Below are 19,846 nucleotides of genomic sequence, written 5' to 3'. Positions count from 1 at the left end.
GCAACGGCTAAGATGCGGGGTGCGTCATACGACGCCCTTGCGGAGCACTCACCATGGTGGATCGCCCGACGCTCGACGCGTACGACGCCCATGCCGCGCGATATGCGCAGGACTGGCTCGACCAGGCCGCGCCCGACGACATGTACGCGCTGCTCGAGCAATATTTCTCGCCGGGGCCGACCGCGGACGTCGGCTGCGGCGCCGGCCGCGACACGGCCTGGCTCGCGTCGTGCGGTTTCGACGTCCGCGGCTACGACGCGAGCGCCGCGCTGCTCGACGAGGCGCGCCGGCACCATCCGGACCTGCGCTTCGAGCTCGCCGCGCTGCCGGCGCTGGCCGGTGTGCCGTCCGGCGCGTTTCGCAACGTACTGTGCGAGACGGTCGTCATGCACCTCGAACAGGCCGATGCGGCAGCGGCGGCCGCGCGGCTGGCCGATCTGCTGATGCCGGGCGGCACGTTGTACCTGAGCTGGCGGGTGGCGGGACACGGCACGTCGCGCGACGAGCGTGGCCGACTCTATACGGCACTGGATTCGGCGCGGATGCATGCGGCACTCGGCGCCGACGTGCAGGTGATCGACGAGCACGAGGTCGTCGGCGCGTCGTCCGGCAAGCGCGTACACCGGCTGATCGTGCGCAAGGCGGGCGGCGCCGCGTGACGGCGGCGCGCCGTCGCGCTTACTCGCGGTTGAGCGCCGCTTCCCAGTTGATGTCGACGCAGAGCACCTGCATGCCGGTCGCCGCGGGCGCGGCGATCGACGCGGTCACGCACAGGTGCGCCTCGTTGATCGACAGGTAGGGCGCCGTCAGGTGCACGCGGCCCGGCGCCCGCATCGCGTCGATGAAGTACGGGCGGCGCTCCCAGCTGGCCCCTTCGGAATGCAGCAGCGGACGGAAGCGCTTCGCGCGTTGCGACACGCTGCCGCGCGCGAGCACGTTGTCGCCGATCTGGCGCCCCGATGCATCGAGCAGGAAGCAGCGCGCGGTTTCCGGCAGCCCGAGCACGGCGGCGGCCGCGTCGGTGAGCGGCGCGTCCGCGCCGAGCTTCTGGCTCGCTTCCTCGAGCGCGGCGACGTACGGCGCGAGCCGTTCCGCCTGCGTGCGTTCGCGTTGCGCGACGCGCAGCCGCAGTGCGGCCGACAGCGTATCCATGCAGCCCGCGGCGGCCTGCGGCTGCACGGGGTCGACGCTCGGCCCCGCGAAATACTGGCCCTGCACGAAATCGACGTCGCATTCGAGTGCGATCAGCGCGTCGCGTTCGGTCGACAGGCCGCCCATCAGCACGAGCTGGCCGGATTCGTGCAGCAGCGACACGAGCCCCGGCAGCACGCGTTCGAGGTGCGAGTGCTCGCTCGCCTGCGCGAGGATGCCGCGGTCGAGCGTGACGATGTCGGGATGCAGGTGCCACACGCGGTCGATGTTCGAATGCTTCGCGCCGAACCCGCCCAGCGCGATCAGGAAGCCGGCCTTGCGCAGCCCGTCGACGATCGCCGCGTAGCGCGGCGTTTCGCCGCCGGCCTGCTCGGGTACCTCGAGCACCACGCGGTGCGGCGGCAGCCCGAGCGCCTTCAGGTTCGCGAGCAGCGCGTCGCCGTAGACGGTGTCCATCAGCGCGGCCGGATGCAGGCTCAGGAAGAGCCATTCGTCGTGACTGTCGAACGCGTGGAAGTTACCGAGATGCAACGATTCGGCGAGCCGGCCGAGTTCGAGCAGGTCGCCGCGCCGCGCCGCCTGCGTGAAAACCTCGTGCGACGCCACCTGGCGGCTTTCCTCGTCGTGCGCACGCAGCGACGCGTGATAGCCGATCGCGCGGCGGTGCGACACCGAGAAAACGGGCTGGAACACGCTGAACACGGTGTATCCGCCGTACAGCACGGTGCGCCGGTTCCCGTCGTCGCCGGCGACGGGGCGGGGCGGCTGAAAGCCGGGGGGATCGATTTCGATCATGCTCATGATGTCGGCCGATGGAGGACTGCCAGTTTACCTAGAGAATAGGCCAGCAAGAAGCATGCACGGCATCGCGCCGCGTGCGGCCGCCCGTCGCGGCCGGGACGGGCCGCATCGGCGCGTGCGTTGCCGGGGGCGGTCTGCACCGTCCTGGTGCGCGCGGCAGCGGCGCGGCCCCCGAAACGGCGCGCACCGCGCGTCACGCGCGCTCGGACGGGTCGGTCTTGCGCGCGGTGCTGCGGATCTCGGGCGCGAGCTGCGCGAAGATCCACGCCGACGCGGCCGTGATGATCCCGACGCAGATGAAGGTCGCGTGGAACGCCGGCAGCGTATTGCTCGGCGTCACGGTGCGCAGCATGCCCGTGAACGTCGCGAGCAGCGCGCCGGCGACCGTCACGCCGAGGCTCATCGACAGCATCTGCACGAGCGAGAACAGGCTGTTGCCGCTGCTCGCGCCGCCCGTGCCGAGATCCTTCAGCGTCAGCGTGTTCATCGCGGTGAACTGCATCGAGTTGAAGCCGCCGAACAGCGCGAGATGCACGACCTTCACCCACACCGGCACCGAGTCGCGCATCAGCGCGAAGCTTGCCATCATCACGCCGACCATGATCGTGTTCGCGAGCAGCACCTTGCGGTAGCCGTGCTGCGTGATCAGCCGCGTGATGATCCGCTTGGAGAACATCCCGGCCGCCGCGACCGGCAGCATCATCAGCCCCGCCTCGAACGCCGAGTAGCCGAGGCTCACCTGCAGCAGCAGCGGGATCAGGTACGGCATCGCGCCGCTGCCGATCCGCGCGAACAGGTTGCCGAGCAGCCCGACGCTGAACGTGTGGATCCGGAACAGGTCGAGCGAGAAGATCGGTTGCGGCGCACGCACCGCGTACAGCCCGTACGCGACGAAGCACGCGAGGCTCAGGATCAGCAGCACCAGCACGGCGGCGTGCTGCATGCCGAGATCGGCGAGCCCGTCGAGCGACAGCGAGATCGCGACCATGCCGATCGTCAGCAGCAGATAGCCCTTCAGGTCGAAGCGGCCGACGGCCGGGTTGCGTGAATCGGGCATCGAGTAGAAGGTCGCGATGCAGCCCGCGACGCCGACCGGCACGTTGATCAGGAAGATCCAGTGCCACGACGCGATCTTCACGAGCCAGCCGCCGAGGGTCGGTCCGATCAGCGGGCCGATCAGGCCCGGGATCGCGACGAACGACAGCGCGGGCAGATAACGCTCGGCCGGAAAGGTGCGCAGCACCGCGAGCCGCCCGACCGGCAACAGCATCGCGCCGCCGACTCCCTGCACGACGCGGAACGCGACGAGCTGCGAGAGCGTATGCGCATTCGCGCACAGCAGCGAACCGAGCGAGAACACCAGGATCGCGCTGAAGAACACGCGTCGCGTGCCGAAGGTATCGGCGAGCCAGCCCGACACGGGGATCATCACCGCCATCGTCAGCGAGTACGCGATCACGACCGACTGCATCCGCAGCGGCGATTCCCCGAGGCTCGCGGCCATCGACGGCAGCGCCGTGTTGACGATCGTCGAATCGAGGGTCTGCATGAAGAAGCCCGTCGCAACGAGCCAGAGCATCACGGTGAGATTTTTTTCGCCGGGGGCGGCGGCAGGCGGGCGCTGGAACATGGGAGCGGGGCGGTGGCGCGGGACAGCCGACATTGTAGGGAAACCCGATGGGCCGTGCAGGTTCGGCACCCGGCGTGACGCGAAATCCGGCGGTCGGATGCCGTCCTCGTCGCTCGACCAGTACAGTTCAGCTAAAAGTGTCTGCAGCCGTATCTGTCCGCGTGCTGTCACTGTCCGAAATACTGGTGCCATCGGAACCGTGCGACCAGGAGGCTGCCATGCGCGAACTGCGACTTTACGTGATCGACGGCGACGAGCCGGCCGCACGGTGGCGGATCGTCGATCGCACCGCACTGCAGGTGGCGGACGGCGACGTGTGGGTGACCGTCGAGGGCCGGCTCGACGACCACTGGCTGGGCGCCGGCGATTCGCTGACGTTCGAGCCCGGCGTGTGCGTATGGGTCAGCGCGGGGCCACGCGGCGCGACGTTCGCGTTCGGGCCGCACGCGGCACCGGTCGCGCGTGTTGTGCATGCGTGGTGGCGGCCGCTCGTCGCGTGGCGGGACGGCCGGCGCCACGCGGCCGCGTCGCTGCCGATGTAGCGTGCGCGGGGCGCTTGCGCGAACGCGGCGGATGGCGGAGGTACCCGGCGCCGCGGACGGATCTGGCGCCGATCGCGCTTGCCGGCCTCCTGAAGCGCGCCCGCGCCTCGATTCGCGCGATCGGGATTGATTGCGCCGGGCGCGAATTCTAGACTCGATTCCGTGTCCTCCATCGCCCTTTCACCATGACGCCGGAACTCGCATTGACGCATCTGTGGCAAAGCGCACACGGCGATCGCGACGCGCTCGCCCGCGTGACCGTGACGGGGCGGGACCCGACGTTGCCGTCGACGTTTCATGTCGGCACGCTCGCGGCAGCGACGATCGCGGCAACCGGGCTCGCGGCGGCCGAATGTCACCGGCTTCGCACGGGCGTCGCGCAATCCGTCGACGTGTCGGTGCGCGATGCGCTGGTCGCGTTCCGCAGCGAACGCTACCTGCGTGTGGACGACGGCCCGCCGCCGGAGTTGCGTCATCCGGTGACGGGCTTCTTCGAGACGGGCGACGGGCGCTGGATCCAGCTGCATGCGAACTTCCCGCATCACCTGCGCGGGATCCTCGCCGTACTCGGTTGCGGCGCGCAGCGCGCCGACGTCGCCGCGGCGATCCGCAGATGGGACGGCGCGGCGCTCGACACCGCGCTGGCCGAGGCCGGCCTGTGCGCGGCATTGATCAGAACCCCTGACGAATGGGCGGCGCACGAGCAGGCGCGCGCGATCGCGTCGCTGCCGTTGTTCGACATCGAGCGGATCGGCGATGCGCCGCTCGAACCGATCGGCCGCGGCGAAGCCGGGCCGCCGCTCGCGGGCGTGCGCGTGCTCGATCTCACGCGCATCATCGCGGGCCCGGTCGCGGGCCGCACGCTCGCGTCGCACGGCGCGCAGACGCTGCTCGTCAACGGGCCGCACCTGCCGAACATCGCGCCGCTCGTGATCGACAACGGGCGCGGCAAACGTTCGACATGGATCGACCTGCGCGATACGGCGGGTGTCGAGACGCTGCACGCGCTCGTGCGCGACGCGGACGTGTTCCTGCAGTCGTACCGGCCCGGCTCGCTCGCCGCCCGCGGTTTCGCGCCGCAGGCGCTGGCGCAGCGGCGGCCCGGCATCGTGTGCGTGTCGATCTCGGCATACGGGCATGCGGGGCCGTGGGCGGGGCGGCGCGGCTTCGACAGTCTCGTGCAGTCGGCGAGCGGGATCGCATGGCGGGAGCAGCAGGCCGCCCATGCGGATGCGCCGCACCCTCTGCCTTGCCAGGCGCTCGATCATGCGACCGGCTATCTCGCGGCGTTCGGCGCGATGATCGCGCTCGCGCGGCGATCGTGCGAAGGGGGAAGCTGGCACGTGCGGATGTCGCTCGCGCAGACGGGGCGCTGGCTGCAGTCGTTCGGCAATGTGCAGGACGGCCTGCATGCGCCCGATCTCGCGGCTGCCGACGTGCGCGACCGGATCGATCGCGTCGCGTCGCCGTTCGGCATGCTCGACACCGTGCGCCCGGCCGAGCGGTTGTCGGCCACGCCGCCGGCGTTCGCGCGGCCGCCCGTGCCGCCCGGCACCGACGATGCGCGCTGGCTGTAGATGCCGGCTGCGCGGCCGGCGTTACTTGCGCAGTTCGACGACGAAGTCGTAGTAGTCGTTGCGGCAGTAGGTATCGGTCAGTTCGATGGCGCGCTGGTCCGACGTATAGCCGATCCGCGTGATCAGTAGCAGCGCGTCGTGCGGCGCGATGCCCATCTGTTCGGCGATCTCGTCGGTCGCGTTGACCGCGCGGAAATGCTGCAGCGCGCGCACGATCGGCGTGCCGCGCGCTTCGAGATAGCTGTACAGCGAGCCGGCGATCGCCTGCGGATCGGGAATCAGCGTGGCGGGGAACGTCGAGTTCTCGACGGCCATCACGATGCCGTCGGCGAGACGCAGGCGTTTCAGGCGTGTCACCGATGCGGCCGGCGACAGTCCGAGCTGGATCACTTCGTCGCGGTTCGCCGGCTGGATTTCGCGCGCGAGCCATTGCGAGCTCGGCTTGAAGCCGCGGCGCTCGAGCATTTCGCTGAAGCTCGACAGTCGCGACAGCGGATCCTCGTAGCGCGGCTGGATGAAGTTGCCCGCGCCCTGCGTGCGGCGGATCAAGCCCTGCTCGACGAGCAGCGCGATCGCCTTGCGCGCGGTGATGCGCGATACGCCGAGCGCATCGGACAGCACGCGCTCCGAAGGCAGGGCCTCGCCGGCCGTCCAGCGGTTGTCGTGGATCGCATCGCCGAGCTTGCGGGCGAGCTGCAGGTACAGCGGCGTGTCGTTGTCGGGGTCGGGGCGCAGGTCTTGCCACCGGTCGTCCGTGGGTGCCTTCATGGAATGGGTATCGATCAGGTTGCGGCCATTCTAAGTCATCATGCGGCACCGTTATAGCCGGTTTTTGCCGTGCAATAGGCCGACGCCGCGCCGATTGACTACACTGACACGTCGTATTCCATGCTTCGGCCGCGGTGCGCGGCCACGAATCCGCAACGAGGAACGCATGACAGACACGATCGCCACGGTCGTCCTGCCGGACGGCGAGACGATTCCGAAGCTCGGCCAGGGCACCTGGGAAATAGGCGAGCGGCCGGCCCGCCGGGCGGACGAGATCGCCGCGCTGCGTGAAGGTGTCGAACTCGGGATGACGCTGGTCGATACGGCCGAGATGTACGGCGACGGCGCGACCGAGGCACTCGTCGGCGAGGCGCTCGCGGGCCTGCGCGATGACGTCTTTCTCGTCAGCAAGGTCTATCCGCATCATGCGAGCCGGCGCGGCGTCGTCGCCGCGTGCGACGCGAGCCTCAAGCAATTGCGCACCGATCGCCTCGACTTGTACTTGCTGCACTGGCGGGGCTCGGTGCCGCTCGAGGAGACGGTCGAGGGTTTCGAGACGCTGCGGCGCGCGGGCAAGATTCGTCACTGGGGCGTGAGCAACTTCGATACGGCCGATATGGAGGAACTCGTCGGCGGGGCGGGCGGCGGCGCCTGCGCGACCAACCAGATCCTCTACAACATCGCGCGGCGCGGCCCGGAATTCGACCTGCTGCCGTGGCTCGCCGACCACCGGATCCCGGCGATGGCATACAGCCCGGTCGACCACGGACGGTTGCCGAAGCGTTCGCCGCTCGACGAGATCGCGCGGCTGCGCGGCGTATCGGTGATGCGCGTCGCGCTGGCTTGGGTGCTCGCGCAGCCGGGCGTATTCGCGATCCCGAAGGCGTCGAGGATCGAGCACGTGCGCGACAATCGCGCCGCGCTCGATCTCGAATTGAGCGAGGACGAGCGCGCGCAGCTTGACGCGTACTTCCGTCCGCCTCGCAGCAAGCGCGCGCTCGAGATGCTCTGACGGCACCCGGCCGGGTAACGCTTCCGGTCAGTGGTTGCCGCCGGACGATCCGCCGTTGCCGTGACCGCCGCCATTGCCGTTGCCGGTACCGTGGCCATTGCCGACACCGTTGGCGCCGCCATTGCCGGCCCCACCACTGCCGTTACCGTTGCCATTGCCGCCGCCGTTACCGTGGCCACCATTGCCGTTGCCTTGGCCACCGTTGCTGCCGGCCCCATTGCCGTTGCCGCCGCCGTTGCCCGAACCGCCGCCGCTGCCATGGCCGCCGTTACCGCCAGCGCCAGCGCCATTGCCGTTGCCAACGCCGTTGGCACCACCGTTGCCAGCGCCGCCACTGCCGTTGCCATTGCCATTGCCGCCGCCGTTACCGTGGCCACCGTTGCCGTTGCCCGAACCGCCATTGCCGCTGCCACTGCCATGGCCGCCGTTACCGCCAGCGCCATTGCCGTTGCCGGCGCCGTTACCGTGGCCACCGTTGCCGTTGCCCGAACCGCCATTGCCGCTGCCACTGCCATGGCCGCCGTTACCGCCAGCGCCATTGCCGTTGCCGGCGCCGTTACCGTGGCCACCGTTGCCGTTGCCCGAACCGCCATTGCCGCTGCCACTGCCATGGCCGCCGTTACCGCCAGCGCCATTGCCGTTGCCGGCGCCGTTACCGTGACCACCGTTGCCGTTGCCCGAACCGCCATTACCGCTACCACTGCCATGGCCGCCATTGCCGCCGGCACCATTGCCGTTGCCTGAGCCGCCACTGCCGTTGCCATTGCCGTGACCGCCACCGTCACCGTTGCCGTGGCCGCCACCATCGCCGTGACCACCGCCATCGCCGTGGCCGCCACCATTACCGTGGCCACCGCCGTCACCGTGACCACCGCCGTCACCGTGGCCGCCACCGTCGCCGTGGCCGCCGCCGTCACCATGGCCGCCACCATTGCCGTGACCACCACTGTCTCCGTCGCCTCCACCTCCGTGTCCGCCATGGCCTCCGCTTCCAGAAGTGCCGCCACCCGAAGTACCGCCGCCCGAAGTACCGCCGCCCGAAGTACCGCCACCCGAAGTACCGCCGCCCGAAGTGCCGCCACCCGAAGTGCCGCCACCCGAAGTGCCGCCACCCGAAGTGCCGCCACCCGAAGTGCCGCCACCCGAAGTACCGCCGCCCGAAGTACCGCTGCCCGAAGTACCGCTGCCCGAAGTACCGCCACCTGAACCACCGTTACCGGACGCGTTGCCTCCGCGACCCGTGCCGCTCGTACCGCCGGATGTGCCGCCTGTCGCTCCACCGACACCGGCAGGCCCGACGGCGCCGTTCCCGTTATTTGCACCGCTGCCGCTGCCGCCGCCATTGCCGTTACCCGGCCCGGGACTGCCGCCGCCGCTGCCACTCGGGCCGGCTCCTTTACCGCCGCCGATCCCATGACCGGCATGAACCTGCCCCGCACACGCGGCCGGATTGGCGGCGCATGACGAAGCGTCCGCGACCAGCGTCATGATGGTGTCCGCGCTGGCGCTCGCGTCGGGCCCGGAGTCGGGCGTGGTGGTTTGTGCGACGGCATACGAGCAGCAGCACGCCAACGCGGCTGCGGCCAGCAAGGTTGCACGAGGGCGCCGTCCCGCCGGGCGGGACGGTTGTTTCGTCTTATGCATCATGGCCTCCCCATGCGCGCGATGCCTCGTTGCCGCGCGACTATCTACGTGTGGTGCAGGGGGCCAGCAAGGATTCGTTGTCCGGTCGGCGGCCGATTGCGTTCGGGCCGACGCTTGACGCCAGCCGCGAACGCGGATCGGCACGCGGGCCCGCCGTGCGAATCCCTCTCTGCGAGATTCGTGCCATCGGCCGCTTGTGCCCGTCGCGCAACGCGCACGCGGGCACGCGACGGGCGCATGCAACGTCGTGGGGGAGTTTTGTTTCCGGATTGAAACGTCTGAGCGTTCGCGGGCGGCTCAGCGTGCGGGCGCGTCGGCTGCGCGCTGCCAGCGATGGAACAGGATCGACGCGATCCAGCAGACGAGGAACAGCGCGATGATGCCGTAGCCGATCGAGCCGAAGCGATCGCCGAGCGCATCGAGCGTATCGCGCACGGGGCCCGTCAGCGACAGCTTGTCGGCCAGGAGTCCGGCCGCCTCGATCCCGCCGATCGCCAGTGCAACGGCCGCCGACACGAACGTGATGCTCGCGTTGTAGAGCAGCTTGCGCTGCGGATCGTCCATCGCCCAGCCGTATGCCTGAATCATCAGCACATTGTCGGTCGAGTCGATCAGCGTCATGCCGGCGGTGAACAGCGCGGGAAACAGCATGACCGTGTAGACCGGCAGCCCCTGGCTCGCCTGCGCGGCGGCGATCGCGAGCAGGCCGATTTCGGTTGCAGTATCGAAACCGAGCCCGAACAGCACGCCGACCGGATACATGTGCCAGCTCTTCGACACGAACCGGAACAGCGGGCGCAGCAGTCGCGAGACGAGCCCGGCGGGGCGGTGTACATGCGCATCGTCGTGCGCGTGACCGGATGCGCCGCGATAGCGTCGCCAGACGTCGCGCAGGATCAGCAGGTTCACGCACGCGAGCACGAGCAGGAAGGTGGCCGATACGGCCGTGCCGATCGTGCCGCCGATTTCACGGAACGCATCGAACCGGTCGCGCAGCGCGAACGCGGTCAGCGCGATGCCGAGCGTCGCGGCGATCACGATGGTCGAATGGCCGAGCGAGAAGAACAAACCGACGCTCACCGGACGCTGGCCATCCTGCATCAGCTTGCGCGTCGCGACGTCGATCGCGGCGATGTGATCGGCGTCGACCGCGTGACGCAGCCCAAGCCCGTACGCGATTGCCGCGGTGCCGAGCAGCAGCGGATGGTCGCGCAGCACCGCGAGCGCCCACAGCCAGACCGCGACGTTCGCGGTGATCAGGCCGGCATAAAGGATCAGCAGGCGGCGCAGGGCAGGGGTGGGCGGCATCGGGCGGGTTCCATCTGACAATTCGCCATCCATTGTGGCACGCGAAAAAAATGCCTGGCATGCCGATCAAAAAGCCGCGAACCCCGCGCGCGCCGGGTGAAAAAAAAGCCCGTCCGGAACCGGACGGGCCTTGCGTGCATGCGACGGGGCGCGCGCGCCCGGCGCTTACTTCGTTTTCGCGCTGATCACGCCTTCCGACACGTTGGCCGGCGTTTCCGCGTACTGCTTGAACTCCATCGTGTAGGTCGCGCGGCCCTGCGTGGCCGAACGCAGCGACGTCGAATAGCCGAACATCTCCGCGAGCGGCACTTCGGCGCGCACGAGCTTGCCGCCGCCGCCCGCGATGTCTTCCATCCCCTGCACGATGCCGCGACGGCTCGACAGGTCGCCCATCACGTTGCCCATGAATTCCTCGGGCGTCTCGACTTCGACGGCCATCATCGGCTCGAGCAGCACGGGCTTCGCCTTGCGCATCGCTTCCTTGAACGCCATCGAGCCGGCCATCCGGAACGCGTTTTCGTTCGAGTCGACGTCGTGGTACGAGCCGAACGTCAGGTGCACCTTCACGTCGACGACCGGGTAGCCCGCGAGCACGCCGCTCTTCAGCGTTTCGGTGATGCCCTTGTCGACGGCCGGGATGAACTCGCGCGGAATCACGCCGCCCTTGATCTCGTCGAGGAACTCGTAGCCCTTGCCCGGGTTCGGCTCCAGCGTGATCACTGCATGGCCGTACTGGCCGCGACCGCCCGACTGCTTGACGAACTTGCCCTCGACGTCGGCGGCCGTCGTGCGCACCGTCTCGCGATACGCGACCTGCGGCTTGCCGACCGTCGCTTCGACGCCGAATTCGCGCTTCATCCGGTCGACCAGGATTTCGAGGTGGAGCTCGCCCATCCCCGAGATGATCGTCTGGCCGGACTCTTCGTCGGTCTGCACGCGGAACGAAGGATCTTCCTGCGCGAGACGGTTCAGCGCGAGGCCCATCTTTTCCTGGTCGGCCTTCGTCTTCGGCTCGACGGCCTGCGAGATCACCGGCTCGGGGAATTCCATCTTCTCGAGGATGATCGGCTTGGCCGGATCGCACAGCGTGTCGCCCGTCGTCGCTTCCTTCAGCCCGACGGCCGCCGCGATGTCGCCCGCGCGCACTTCCTTGATTTCCTTGCGCTCGTTCGCGTGCATCTGCAGGATCCGGCCGAGCCGTTCCTTCTTGTCCTTCGTCGCGTTGAGCACCGTGTCGCCCGACTCGACGACGCCCGAATACACGCGGAAGAAGATCAGCTGGCCGACGAACGGGTCGGTCATGATCTTGAACGCGAGCGACGAGAACGGCTCGTCATCGCTCGGATGACGTTCCGCCGGTTTTTCCGGATCGGCGAAGTCGTGGCCGAGAATCGCGGGCACGTCGACCGGCGACGGCAGGTAGTCGATCACCGCGTCGAGCATGGCCTGCACGCCCTTGTTCTTGAACGCGCTGCCGCACAGCATCGGCACGATCTCGTTCGCGATCGTGCGCTTGCGCAACGCGGCCTTGATCTCGTCCTCGGTCAGCGACTCGTGGTCGTGCAGGTACTTCTCGAGCAATTCCTCGCTCGCTTCGGCCGCCGCCTCGACCATCTTCTCGCGCCATTCGTGCGCGAGCTCGACGAGGTTCGCGGGGATCTCCTCGTACGAGAACTTCACGCCCTGGCTTTCGTCGTCCCACACGATCGCCTTCATCTTCACGAGATCGACGACGCCCTGGAAATGATCTTCGGCGCCGATCGGAATCTGGATCGGCACGGCGACACCCTTCAGGCGCTCGCCGATCTGCTTCTGCACGCGGAAGAAGTCGGCGCCGATGCGGTCCATCTTGTTGACGAACGCGATGCGCGGCACCTTGTACTTGTTCGCCTGGCGCCATACGGTTTCGGACTGCGGCTGCACGCCGCCGACCGAGTCGTAGACCATGCACGCGCCGTCGAGCACGCGCATCGAGCGCTCGACTTCGATCGTGAAGTCGACGTGCCCGGGCGTGTCGATGATGTTGATGCGGTGTTCCGGATAGTTGCCGGCCATGCCCTTCCAGAAGGCCGTGGTCGCCGCCGACGTGATCGTGATGCCGCGTTCCTGCTCCTGCTCCATCCAGTCCATCGTGGCCGCGCCGTCGTGCACTTCACCGATCTTGTGGCTCACGCCGGTGTAAAACAGGATGCGCTCGGTCGTCGTGGTCTTGCCGGCATCGATGTGAGCGCTGATCCCGATATTGCGATAGCGCTCGATGGGGGTTTTGCGGGGCACGTGAACCTCCTGGTGGTTCGGATCTTAAGCGGGCCGACTGGGCCGGCCCGGGCTGGAACAAGCGAGACTTCAAGCATAGCGCTTGCGCGTGGCTTTTGCAGATGCGGCCAGCAGCGGCGGAATCAAGCGGGGCGTTGCCGCCGGCAGGCGAAAAAAAACCGGCGCGCAGCGGGCGGCCGGCTTCGGTCGGTGCGCGGCGCGCCGCCGCGGAAAAGACCGTTACTGGGCCTTCGGCAGGCCGTCGAGCTTCATGCCGGGCTTGATGCCCTTGGCCGCGAACCAGCCCTTGCCCATTTCGAGCGCGTAGACGCCGTTGTTGCGCGGGCAGTGGTTGTCGGTCGTCTCCGCCCGCATCTCGTCGATGTCGGTGATCGTGCCGTCCGCGCGGATGAACGCGATCGACAGCGGGATCAGCGTGTTCTTCATCCAGAAGCAGTGCACGGCGTTCTCGTTGAAGACGAACAGCATGCCTTCGTTGGGCGCGAGCTGCGAACGGTACATCAGCCCCTGTTCGCGGTCGGCGTCGTTCGCGGCGACGGCCGCGTCGATCACGTACATGCCGGCGCGCAGCTTCACGCGCGGGAACTCGCTCGGCTGCTTGGCGCCGGGCGGCACCTGCGCGGCGGCGGCCTGCATGCCGAGCGCGAGGACGGCGAGCGCGGCGGGAAAGACGGCGGCGCGCGCTAGGCGGCCGAGCGACGAGCGCAGGGAGAATTGCACAGCATGGCTCCTGTCTGGAAAACGAGACCCGCATGGTACGCGATGCGCGCCGGCGGGCACAAAAAAGAAAAAGGCAGATCGCCTTGCGGTGATCTGCCTTTCAACGCCGTAAGAACGGCAAGACTGCGTGTTCTTGACTGCGTTATTACAGCTTGCTTACTTAGTTCGAAGCAGCTGCCGGTGCTGCTGCGTCGCTTGCTGCAGCCTTCTTCGATGCCTTGTGGTGCTTCTTGGCAGCGTGGTGCTTCTTGGCAGCGTGCTTAGCCGGTGCCGAAGCAGCTTCTGCTGCTGCCGGAGCAGCTTCCGGAGCCGAAGCTTGTGCGAAAGCAGCCGTTGCGAAGAGGCCAGCGACCAGAGCGGCGATCAGTTTGTTCATGTTGTGTTCCTCAGCTTTAGTTAATTAACCAAATGACCCGGCAATAGGAGTCATGTCGTCTAACGGTGCCATCCACCTTTCGGTTGACAGACGCTTCGAGAAATTTCTCATTGCGCTGCGGGCGCCGAATCGTATTCGAGAAAAACGTCGCTTTCGTGACGCAAACACGGGTTCGGCTGCCAATGCCGGATAGCTAAGGTTGGCATCTGCGTGGTTTAACGCGCGATCTTCGCGGGCGGTTGACGAAAAAGATGACGAAAAATGCGCGCCTCCCGAATTCGTCATCCGGCGGGCGCGAAACCGTCCCATGGCGCGCGCGGCGGCAGTGCGATTGTTTCGCCCGGCGCAATGCCGAGCGCAAATATGTCCAGCGCGCCGATGCCGACACGCACCAGGCGCAACGTCGGGAAGCCGACGGCCGCGGTCATCCGGCGCACCTGCCGGTTCTTGCCCTCGGTGATCGCGAGCTCGATCCACGTGGTCGGGATCGCGGCGCGATAGCGGATCGGCGGCGTGCGCGGCCACAGCGTGTCGGGCGGCTCGATGAATTCGGCGCGGCACGGCCGCGTCACGTAGTCGCCGAGGTCGACGCCGCGCGCGAGCGCCTTCAGGTCGGCCGGGCCGGGCGCGCCCTCGACCTGCGCCCAGTAGCGTTTCACGAGCTTGTGGCGCGGCTCCGCGATGCGCGCCTGCAGCGCGCCGTCGTCGGTGAGCAGCAGCAAGCCTTCGCTGTCCGCGTCCAGCCGGCCGGCCGCATACACGCCGGGCGTTTTTACCCAGTCGCCGAGCGACGGGCGCGTCTCGTGCGCGGAAAACTGGCAAATCGTGCCGAACGGCTTGTTGAGAGCGATCAGGTTCATGGCGGGTCGCCCGCCCGGCGCGCCGCGGGACGCGGAGGCGGGCGGTCTATGGCAAATGGCGGAATCTTAATGCATAATACGGAACGGCAAGTCCTCTGTCTTATATAAGACATAAGTGAGGTCTTGATACGCAGTGCCGCGGTTCATGCCGAAGTGCCCGGTTGGGGCGCTAGAATAGCGGCTCGCTGTTGCCCGTCACGGGGTGGCCATGCCGCGCCCCCGCCGCGCGCGCAGCTTCGACCAGCATCACCTGCTCAGCCACGTCACTGGAGTCGATCATGCCGTATCAGCACATCAAGGTTCCGGAAGGCGGTGACAAGATCACCGTCAACAAGGACTTCTCGCTCAACGTTTCCGATCAGCCGATCATTCCCTATATCGAAGGCGACGGTACGGGCTTCGATATCACGCCGGTCATGATCAAGGTCGTCGACGCGGCGGTCGCGCATGCCTACAAGGGCAAGCGCAAGATCCACTGGATGGAGATCTTCGCGGGCGAGAAGGCGACGAAGGTGTACGGTCCGGACGTGTGGCTGCCGGACGAGACGCTGCAGGTGCTGAAGGAATACGTGGTGTCGATCAAGGGGCCGCTCACGACCCCGGTCGGCGGCGGCATTCGTTCGCTGAACGTCGCGCTGCGCCAGGAACTCGACCTGTACGTGTGCCTGCGCCCGGTCCAGTACTTCAAGGGCGTGCCGTCGCCGGTGCGCGAGCCGCAGAAGATCGACATGGTGATCTTCCGCGAGAACTCGGAAGACATCTACGCGGGCATCGAATGGGCCGCGGGTTCCGAGCAGGCGAAGAAGGTCATCAAGTTCCTGCAGGACGAGATGGGCGTGAAGAAGATCCGCTTCCCGGAAACCTCGGGGATCGGCGTCAAGCCCGTGTCGACGGAAGGCACCGAGCGTCTCGTGCGCAAGGCGATCCAGTACGCGATCGACAACGATCGCAAGTCGGTCACGCTGGTGCACAAGGGCAACATCATGAAGTTCACGGAAGGCCTGTTCCGTGACGCCGGTTACGCGCTGGCCCAGAAGGAATTCGGCGGCGAGCTGATCGACGGCGGCCCGTGGATGCGCGTGAAGAACCCGAAGACGGGCAACGAGATCGTGATCAAGGATTCGATCGCCGACGCGTTCCTGCAGCAGATCCTGCTGCGCCCGGCCGAATACGACGTGATCGCGACGCTGAACCTGAACGGCGACTACATCTCCGACGCACTGGCCGCGCAGGTCGGCGGCATCGGGATCGCGCCGGGCGCGAACCTGTCGGATTCGGTCGCGATGTTCGAGGCGACGCACGGCACGGCGCCGAAGTACGCGGGCAAGGATTACGTGAACCCCGGTTCCGAGATCCTGTCGGCGGAAATGATGCTGCGCCACCTCGGCTGGACGGAAGCGGCCGACACGATCATCGCCGCGATGGAGAAGTCGATCCTGCAGAAGCGCGTCACGTACGACTTCGCGCGCCTGATGGAAGGGGCGACGCAGGTGTCGTGCTCCGGCTTCGGCGAAGTGCTGATCGAGAACATGTAAGACCCCTTCCGGGGTGGGCCGGCGCATGCCGGCCGCTCCGGTGCTGACTGCCGGCGCCGGAGCGTTTCGTGGATGGCAGGTTTGTTGGCAGGGCGGTCCGGCATGCGGGCCGCGGCGCCGCGAAGCGGCCCGGAGGCCCTGCAAGGTAGAACATGACGGCCCTCGCAACACCATCGCCCGGCTGAACCCGGCGCCCCTTTCGCGACCGACCTGGTCGCTCCCCGCCGGTTACCCGCCGGCGCTCCTCAGTCCCATTTCACGTAGCAACGCATCGACCATGTCCACTTCGCCCAAGATCATCTACACCCTCACCGACGAAGCGCCCGCGCTCGCGACCTATTCGCTGCTGCCGATCGTCAAGGCCTTCACGCGCTCGTCCGGCGTCGCCGTCGAAACGCGCGACATCTCGCTCGCCGGCCGCATCATCGCGGCCTTCGCAGACATCCTGCCGCCCGAGCAGAAGGGTTCCGACGATCTGGCCGAGCTGGGCCAGCTCACGCTGAAGCCGGAAGCGAACATCATCAAGCTGCCGAACATCAGCGCATCGGTGCCGCAGCTGAAGGCCGCGATCGCCGAACTGCAGGCGCAGGGCTACAAGCTGCCGGCCTACCCGGAAGACCCGTCGACGGACGAAGAGAAGGCGGTCAAGGCGCGCTACGACAAGATCAAGGGCAGCGCGGTGAACCCGGTGCTGCGCGAAGGCAACTCCGACCGCCGTGCGCCGCTGTCGGTCAAGAACTACGCACGCAAGCATCCGCACAAGATGGGCGCATGGAAGGCGACGTCGAAGGCCCACGTCGCGCACATGAGCGAAGGCGACTTCTACGGCAGCGAGAAGTCGGCGCTGATCGCCGAGGCCGGCAGCGTGAAGATCGAGCTCACGACGACCGACGGCGCGAAGAAGGTGCTGAAGGAAAAGACGGCCGTGAAGGCCGGTGAAGTGATCGACGCATCGGTGATGAGCCGCAACGCGCTGCGCAGCTTCATCGACGCGCAGATCGCCGACGCGAAGGCGCAGGACGTGCTGTTCTCGGTGCACCTGAAGGCGACCATGATGAAGGTCTCGGACCCGATCCTGTTCGGTCACTTCGTGTCGGTGTTCTATCGCGACGCGCTCGCGAAGCACGCGGACGTGCTGGCGCAGGTCGGTTTCAACCCGAACAACGGGATCGGCGACCTGTACGCGCGCCTGAAGGACCTGCCGGCCGACACGCGCGAAGCGATCGAAGCCGACGTGAAGGCCGAATACGCGGTGCGCCCGCGCCTCGCGATGGTCAACTCGGACAAGGGCATCACGAACCTGCACGTGCCGAGCGACGTGATCGTCGACGCGTCGATGCCGGCGATGATCCGCGATTCGGGCGGCATGTGGGGCCCGGACGGCGCGCTGTACGACGCGAAGGCCGTGATTCCGGACCGCTGCTACGCAGGCGTCTACCAGGCCGTGATCGAGGACTGCAAGCAGCACGGCGCATTCGATCCGGTCACGATGGGCAGCGTGCCGAACGTCGGCCTGATGGCGCAGGCGGCCGAAGAATACGGTTCGCACGACAAGACGTTCCAGATCCCGGCGGACGGCGTCGTGCGCGTCACCGACGAAGCCGGCAACGTGCTGCTCGAGCACGCGGTCGAGTCGGGCGACATCTGGCGCATGTGCCAGACCAAGGACGCACCGGTGCAGGACTGGGTCAAGCTCGCGGTGAACCGCGCGCGTGCGACCGGCGCACCGGCCGTGTTCTGGCTCGATCCGGCGCGCGCGCACGATGCGCAGATCATCGCGAAGGTCGAACGCTACCTGAAGGATCACGACACGAACGGTCTCGACATCCGCATCATGACGCCGGTCGACGCGACGCGTTTCTCGCTCGAGCGCATCCGCGCGGGCAAGGACACGATCTCGGTCACCGGCAACGTGCTGCGCGACTACCTGACCGACCTGTTCCCGATCATGGAGCTCGGCACCAGCGCGAAGATGCTGTCGATCGTGCCGCTGATGGCCGGCGGCGGGATGTTCGAAACGGGCGCGGGCGGCTCGGCACCGAAGCACGTGCAGCAGTTCGTCGAGGAAGGCTTCCTGCGCTGGGATTCGCTCGGCGAATTCCTCGCGCTGGCCGCGTCGCTCGAACACCTCGGCAACGCATACCAGAACCCGAAGGCGGTCGTGCTCGCGAAGACGCTCGACCAGGCGACCGGCAAGTTCCTGGACGAGAACAAGTCGCCGGCGCGCAAGGTCGGCGGCCTCGACAACCGCGGCAGCCACTTCTACCTGTGCCTGTACTGGGCGCAGGCGCTGGCCGAGCAGACCGAGGACGCCGCGCTGAAGGCGCAGTTCGAAGGCGTGGCGAAGTCGTTGTCCGACAACGAAGCGCGCATCCTGGAAGAGCTGGCGGCCGCGCAAGGCAAGGCGCAGGCGATCGGCGGCTACTACCGTCCGAACGTCGACCTGACGAGCCAGGCGATGCGCCCGAGCGCGACGCTGAACGGCATCGTCGACGCAGTCGTCTGACGCGGGCCGCGCGATCGCGCGAGCCGATGCGTATGTCGACGCGGCGCGGTTAGCCGTTCGCCGTCCGACATCCAATGAAAACGCCCCGGTCGCCCGGGGCGTTTTTCGTTGCAGGCTTGCCATTCAGACGTGAACGATTTCCCATTCGGCGATTTCGTGCGGCACCTCGAGCGTGGCCGTGTCCAGTTCGGACAGGTGTTCGCAGTCGCCGCGGGAGATGTGGTCGGCCGCGACTTCGGGGCACGAGAATGCGCCGAGCAGGGCGTTGCCGAACGTCGCTTCCCAGCCGCCGTTACCCGGCAGGATGTAGAACGACCCGAGCGCTGAACCAAAGCGAAATCCCTTCATTTCCGTTCTCCCTTTCTGATCACAAGCGATTCTGGTGTGCCGCCTGCCGGCTCGGCCGGCTGTGGCCCGACTGGCTGCTTGCGCCGGGTTCCGTATCGAACGTCGTGGCGAAGCGTCAGTGCATGGAACAAAGTCTACGTCCGCGACCCGGTTGGATGGTGCAACTAGAACGGCTTCTCGAAACAAAAATTCATGTTTAAAAACAACGGATTATTTTCCATGTTCCGTATTGCGGAACGTTTTTTGGCATCGCGAAACGGGAAATTTGTGCCCTGCACCACGAATTTTTACAACGCAGGGACTTGTTCCGCATCGTGAAAAATTGGCGGTTTCGGGGAGGGGTGGCGCGACACGCGCCGACCGGGTGGCCGACGGTAGGGGCGAAACGGGCGGCTGGATGCGGCGGCGGGCATGGTTCAGGGCAGGGGCGATCGCTGCCGAAGGGCCGTAAGCAGCAGCGCTGCGGCGTATCGCCGCCCGGCCGGGGCGGCGCCGTTCGAGCGGAGCCAGCGGTTATGATGACGCGGGCATCAGGTTTCGCGTCGCGCACCGGCGGTCCGGCCGGCCGGCGCGTGCGTCGTGGCGGTCGTGCGACGCTGCATGGATAACGAGGATCGATTGATGAGACGGAGAACCTTCCTGTCGCGCGCCATCGGCGTCGCAGCCGCGTCGCTGTTCGCGCGCACCGCGTGGGCGCAGCATGCCGGTCATGCGGGCATGGCCGGCATGGATTCGATGGACGACATGCCGGGCATGTCGGGGATGGCGGACCATGCGGGGCACGGCAAGA

Annotated in this window: 16 protein-coding genes and 1 pseudogene; 7 read left to right on the top strand and 10 right to left on the bottom strand. The window is 67.4% G+C overall.

The annotated features are described in order from the left end of the window. Positions 1 to 53 precede the first annotated feature (53 nt). Complete coding sequence (locus G3N62_RS27730) at positions 54 to 659, top strand: methyltransferase domain-containing protein (protein WP_059560288.1); 606 nt, start codon at positions 54 to 56, stop codon at positions 657 to 659. A gap of 19 nt (positions 660 to 678) precedes the next feature. Here the strand turns inward: G3N62_RS27730 and G3N62_RS27725 are convergent, their stop codons facing one another. After that, a complete protein-coding gene (locus tag G3N62_RS27725; RefSeq protein ID WP_034191133.1) occupies positions 679 to 1,953 on the bottom strand; it encodes an EAL domain-containing protein in 1,275 nt (424 codons plus the stop codon). Positions 1,954 to 2,146: 193 nt separating this feature from the next. Next, positions 2,147 to 3,583: a multidrug transporter subunit MdtD gene (mdtD, locus tag G3N62_RS27720; RefSeq protein ID WP_034191132.1), complete on the bottom strand. Its 1,437-nt coding sequence runs from the start codon at positions 3,581 to 3,583 to the stop codon at positions 2,147 to 2,149. A 218-nt stretch (positions 3,584 to 3,801) separates the two neighbouring features. Here mdtD and G3N62_RS27715 point away from each other — a divergent pair, with 218 nt between their 5' ends. Together G3N62_RS27715 and G3N62_RS27710 are read left to right on the top strand one after the other, a co-directional pair. Further along, entirely contained in the window at positions 3,802 to 4,125 is a 324-nt protein-coding gene (locus G3N62_RS27715; RefSeq protein WP_124670939.1) for a DUF2917 domain-containing protein, read from the top strand. Positions 4,126 to 4,310: 185 nt separating this feature from the next. Next, positions 4,311 to 5,702, top strand: a complete 1,392-nt coding sequence (locus tag G3N62_RS27710) for a CoA transferase (protein WP_124670938.1) — start codon at positions 4,311 to 4,313, stop codon at positions 5,700 to 5,702. A 21-nt stretch (positions 5,703 to 5,723) separates the two neighbouring features. Here the strand turns inward: G3N62_RS27710 and G3N62_RS27705 are convergent, their stop codons facing one another. Beyond that, positions 5,724 to 6,470: a GntR family transcriptional regulator gene (locus G3N62_RS27705; RefSeq protein WP_034191129.1), complete on the bottom strand. Its 747-nt coding sequence runs from the start codon at positions 6,468 to 6,470 to the stop codon at positions 5,724 to 5,726. A 166-nt stretch (positions 6,471 to 6,636) separates the two neighbouring features. Between G3N62_RS27705 and G3N62_RS27700 the strand changes: the two genes are divergently transcribed. Next, positions 6,637 to 7,482, top strand: a complete 846-nt coding sequence (locus tag G3N62_RS27700; protein ID WP_124670937.1) for an aldo/keto reductase — start codon at positions 6,637 to 6,639, stop codon at positions 7,480 to 7,482. Positions 7,483 to 7,509: 27 nt separating this feature from the next. Here the strand turns inward: G3N62_RS27700 and G3N62_RS36105 are convergent, their stop codons facing one another. From G3N62_RS36105 to G3N62_RS27665, 6 genes are all read right to left on the bottom strand, one after another. After that, the gene (locus G3N62_RS36105) at positions 7,510 to 9,126 is read right to left on the bottom strand and encodes a hypothetical protein (protein WP_241013225.1); all 1,617 of its coding nucleotides are present in this window, start codon (positions 9,124 to 9,126) and stop codon (positions 7,510 to 7,512) included. Positions 9,127 to 9,423: 297 nt separating this feature from the next. Beyond that, the gene (locus tag G3N62_RS27685) at positions 9,424 to 10,434 is read right to left on the bottom strand and encodes a HoxN/HupN/NixA family nickel/cobalt transporter (protein WP_034186328.1); all 1,011 of its coding nucleotides are present in this window, start codon (positions 10,432 to 10,434) and stop codon (positions 9,424 to 9,426) included. A 165-nt stretch (positions 10,435 to 10,599) separates the two neighbouring features. Further along, positions 10,600 to 12,711: an elongation factor G gene (gene fusA, locus G3N62_RS27680; protein WP_034186327.1), complete on the bottom strand. Its 2,112-nt coding sequence runs from the start codon at positions 12,709 to 12,711 to the stop codon at positions 10,600 to 10,602. Between the two features lie 219 nt (positions 12,712 to 12,930). Further along, positions 12,931 to 13,431 (bottom strand): DUF192 domain-containing protein, encoded by a 501-nt coding sequence (locus G3N62_RS27675; RefSeq protein WP_034186326.1) that lies wholly within the window; start codon positions 13,429 to 13,431, stop codon positions 12,931 to 12,933. 160 nt (positions 13,432 to 13,591) lie between these two features. Continuing rightward, positions 13,592 to 13,807, bottom strand: coding sequence for a hypothetical protein (locus G3N62_RS27670; protein WP_011352970.1), 216 nt, complete (start codon positions 13,805 to 13,807; stop codon positions 13,592 to 13,594). 281 nt (positions 13,808 to 14,088) lie between these two features. Next, complete coding sequence (locus tag G3N62_RS27665) at positions 14,089 to 14,667, bottom strand: pseudouridine synthase (protein ID WP_034186325.1); 579 nt, start codon at positions 14,665 to 14,667, stop codon at positions 14,089 to 14,091. 278 nt (positions 14,668 to 14,945) lie between these two features. Here G3N62_RS27665 and icd point away from each other — a divergent pair, with 278 nt between their 5' ends. After that, a complete protein-coding gene (icd, locus tag G3N62_RS27660) occupies positions 14,946 to 16,202 on the top strand; it encodes an NADP-dependent isocitrate dehydrogenase (RefSeq protein WP_006478026.1) in 1,257 nt (418 codons plus the stop codon). A 277-nt stretch (positions 16,203 to 16,479) separates the two neighbouring features. Then, positions 16,480 to 18,708: an NADP-dependent isocitrate dehydrogenase gene (locus tag G3N62_RS27655; RefSeq protein ID WP_034186324.1), complete on the top strand. Its 2,229-nt coding sequence runs from the start codon at positions 16,480 to 16,482 to the stop codon at positions 18,706 to 18,708. A 123-nt stretch (positions 18,709 to 18,831) separates the two neighbouring features. On the opposite strand, the gene G3N62_RS27650 is transcribed toward G3N62_RS27655, so the two are convergent. Next, the gene (locus G3N62_RS27650; protein WP_034186323.1) at positions 18,832 to 19,056 is read right to left on the bottom strand and encodes a hypothetical protein; all 225 of its coding nucleotides are present in this window, start codon (positions 19,054 to 19,056) and stop codon (positions 18,832 to 18,834) included. Between the two features lie 621 nt (positions 19,057 to 19,677). On the opposite strand from G3N62_RS27650, the pseudogene G3N62_RS36100 reads away from it, so the two are divergent. Next, a pseudogene (locus G3N62_RS36100) lies at positions 19,678 to 19,846 on the top strand (multicopper oxidase family protein); the annotation flags it as partial.

Origin of the sequence: Burkholderia sp. Tr-20355 (genome assembly GCF_017104685.1) — a bacterium.
Lineage (GTDB): Bacteria > Pseudomonadota > Gammaproteobacteria > Burkholderiales > Burkholderiaceae > Burkholderia > Burkholderia seminalis.
The sequence above is the reverse complement of the archived record's forward strand: the minus strand, read 5'-3'. Positions and strand labels throughout refer to the sequence as shown.

Excerpts from the sequence above, each read along its gene's own strand:
- G3N62_RS27650 (WP_034186323.1), bottom strand. The coding sequence starts at position 19,056 with ATGAAGGGATTTCGCTTTGGTTCAGCGCTCGGGTCGTTCTACATCCTG.
- G3N62_RS27725 (WP_034191133.1), bottom strand. The coding sequence starts at position 1,953 with ATGAGCATGATCGAAATCGATCCCCCCGGCTTTCAGCCGCCCCGCCCC.
- G3N62_RS27670 (WP_011352970.1), bottom strand. The coding sequence starts at position 13,807 with ATGAACAAACTGATCGCCGCTCTGGTCGCTGGCCTCTTCGCAACGGCT.
- G3N62_RS27655 (WP_034186324.1), top strand. The coding sequence starts at position 16,480 with ATGTCCACTTCGCCCAAGATCATCTACACCCTCACCGACGAAGCGCCC.
- G3N62_RS27705 (WP_034191129.1), bottom strand. The coding sequence starts at position 6,470 with ATGAAGGCACCCACGGACGACCGGTGGCAAGACCTGCGCCCCGACCCC.
- mdtD (WP_034191132.1), bottom strand. The coding sequence starts at position 3,583 with ATGTTCCAGCGCCCGCCTGCCGCCGCCCCCGGCGAAAAAAATCTCACC.
- G3N62_RS27710 (WP_124670938.1), top strand. The coding sequence starts at position 4,311 with ATGACGCCGGAACTCGCATTGACGCATCTGTGGCAAAGCGCACACGGC.
- G3N62_RS27715 (WP_124670939.1), top strand. The coding sequence starts at position 3,802 with ATGCGCGAACTGCGACTTTACGTGATCGACGGCGACGAGCCGGCCGCA.
- G3N62_RS27700 (WP_124670937.1), top strand. The coding sequence starts at position 6,637 with ATGACAGACACGATCGCCACGGTCGTCCTGCCGGACGGCGAGACGATT.
- G3N62_RS27665 (WP_034186325.1), bottom strand. The coding sequence starts at position 14,667 with ATGAACCTGATCGCTCTCAACAAGCCGTTCGGCACGATTTGCCAGTTT.
- icd (WP_006478026.1), top strand. The coding sequence starts at position 14,946 with ATGCCGTATCAGCACATCAAGGTTCCGGAAGGCGGTGACAAGATCACC.
- G3N62_RS27730 (WP_059560288.1), top strand. The coding sequence starts at position 54 with ATGGTGGATCGCCCGACGCTCGACGCGTACGACGCCCATGCCGCGCGA.
- G3N62_RS36105 (WP_241013225.1), bottom strand. The coding sequence starts at position 9,126 with ATGCATAAGACGAAACAACCGTCCCGCCCGGCGGGACGGCGCCCTCGT.
- G3N62_RS27685 (WP_034186328.1), bottom strand. The coding sequence starts at position 10,434 with ATGCCGCCCACCCCTGCCCTGCGCCGCCTGCTGATCCTTTATGCCGGC.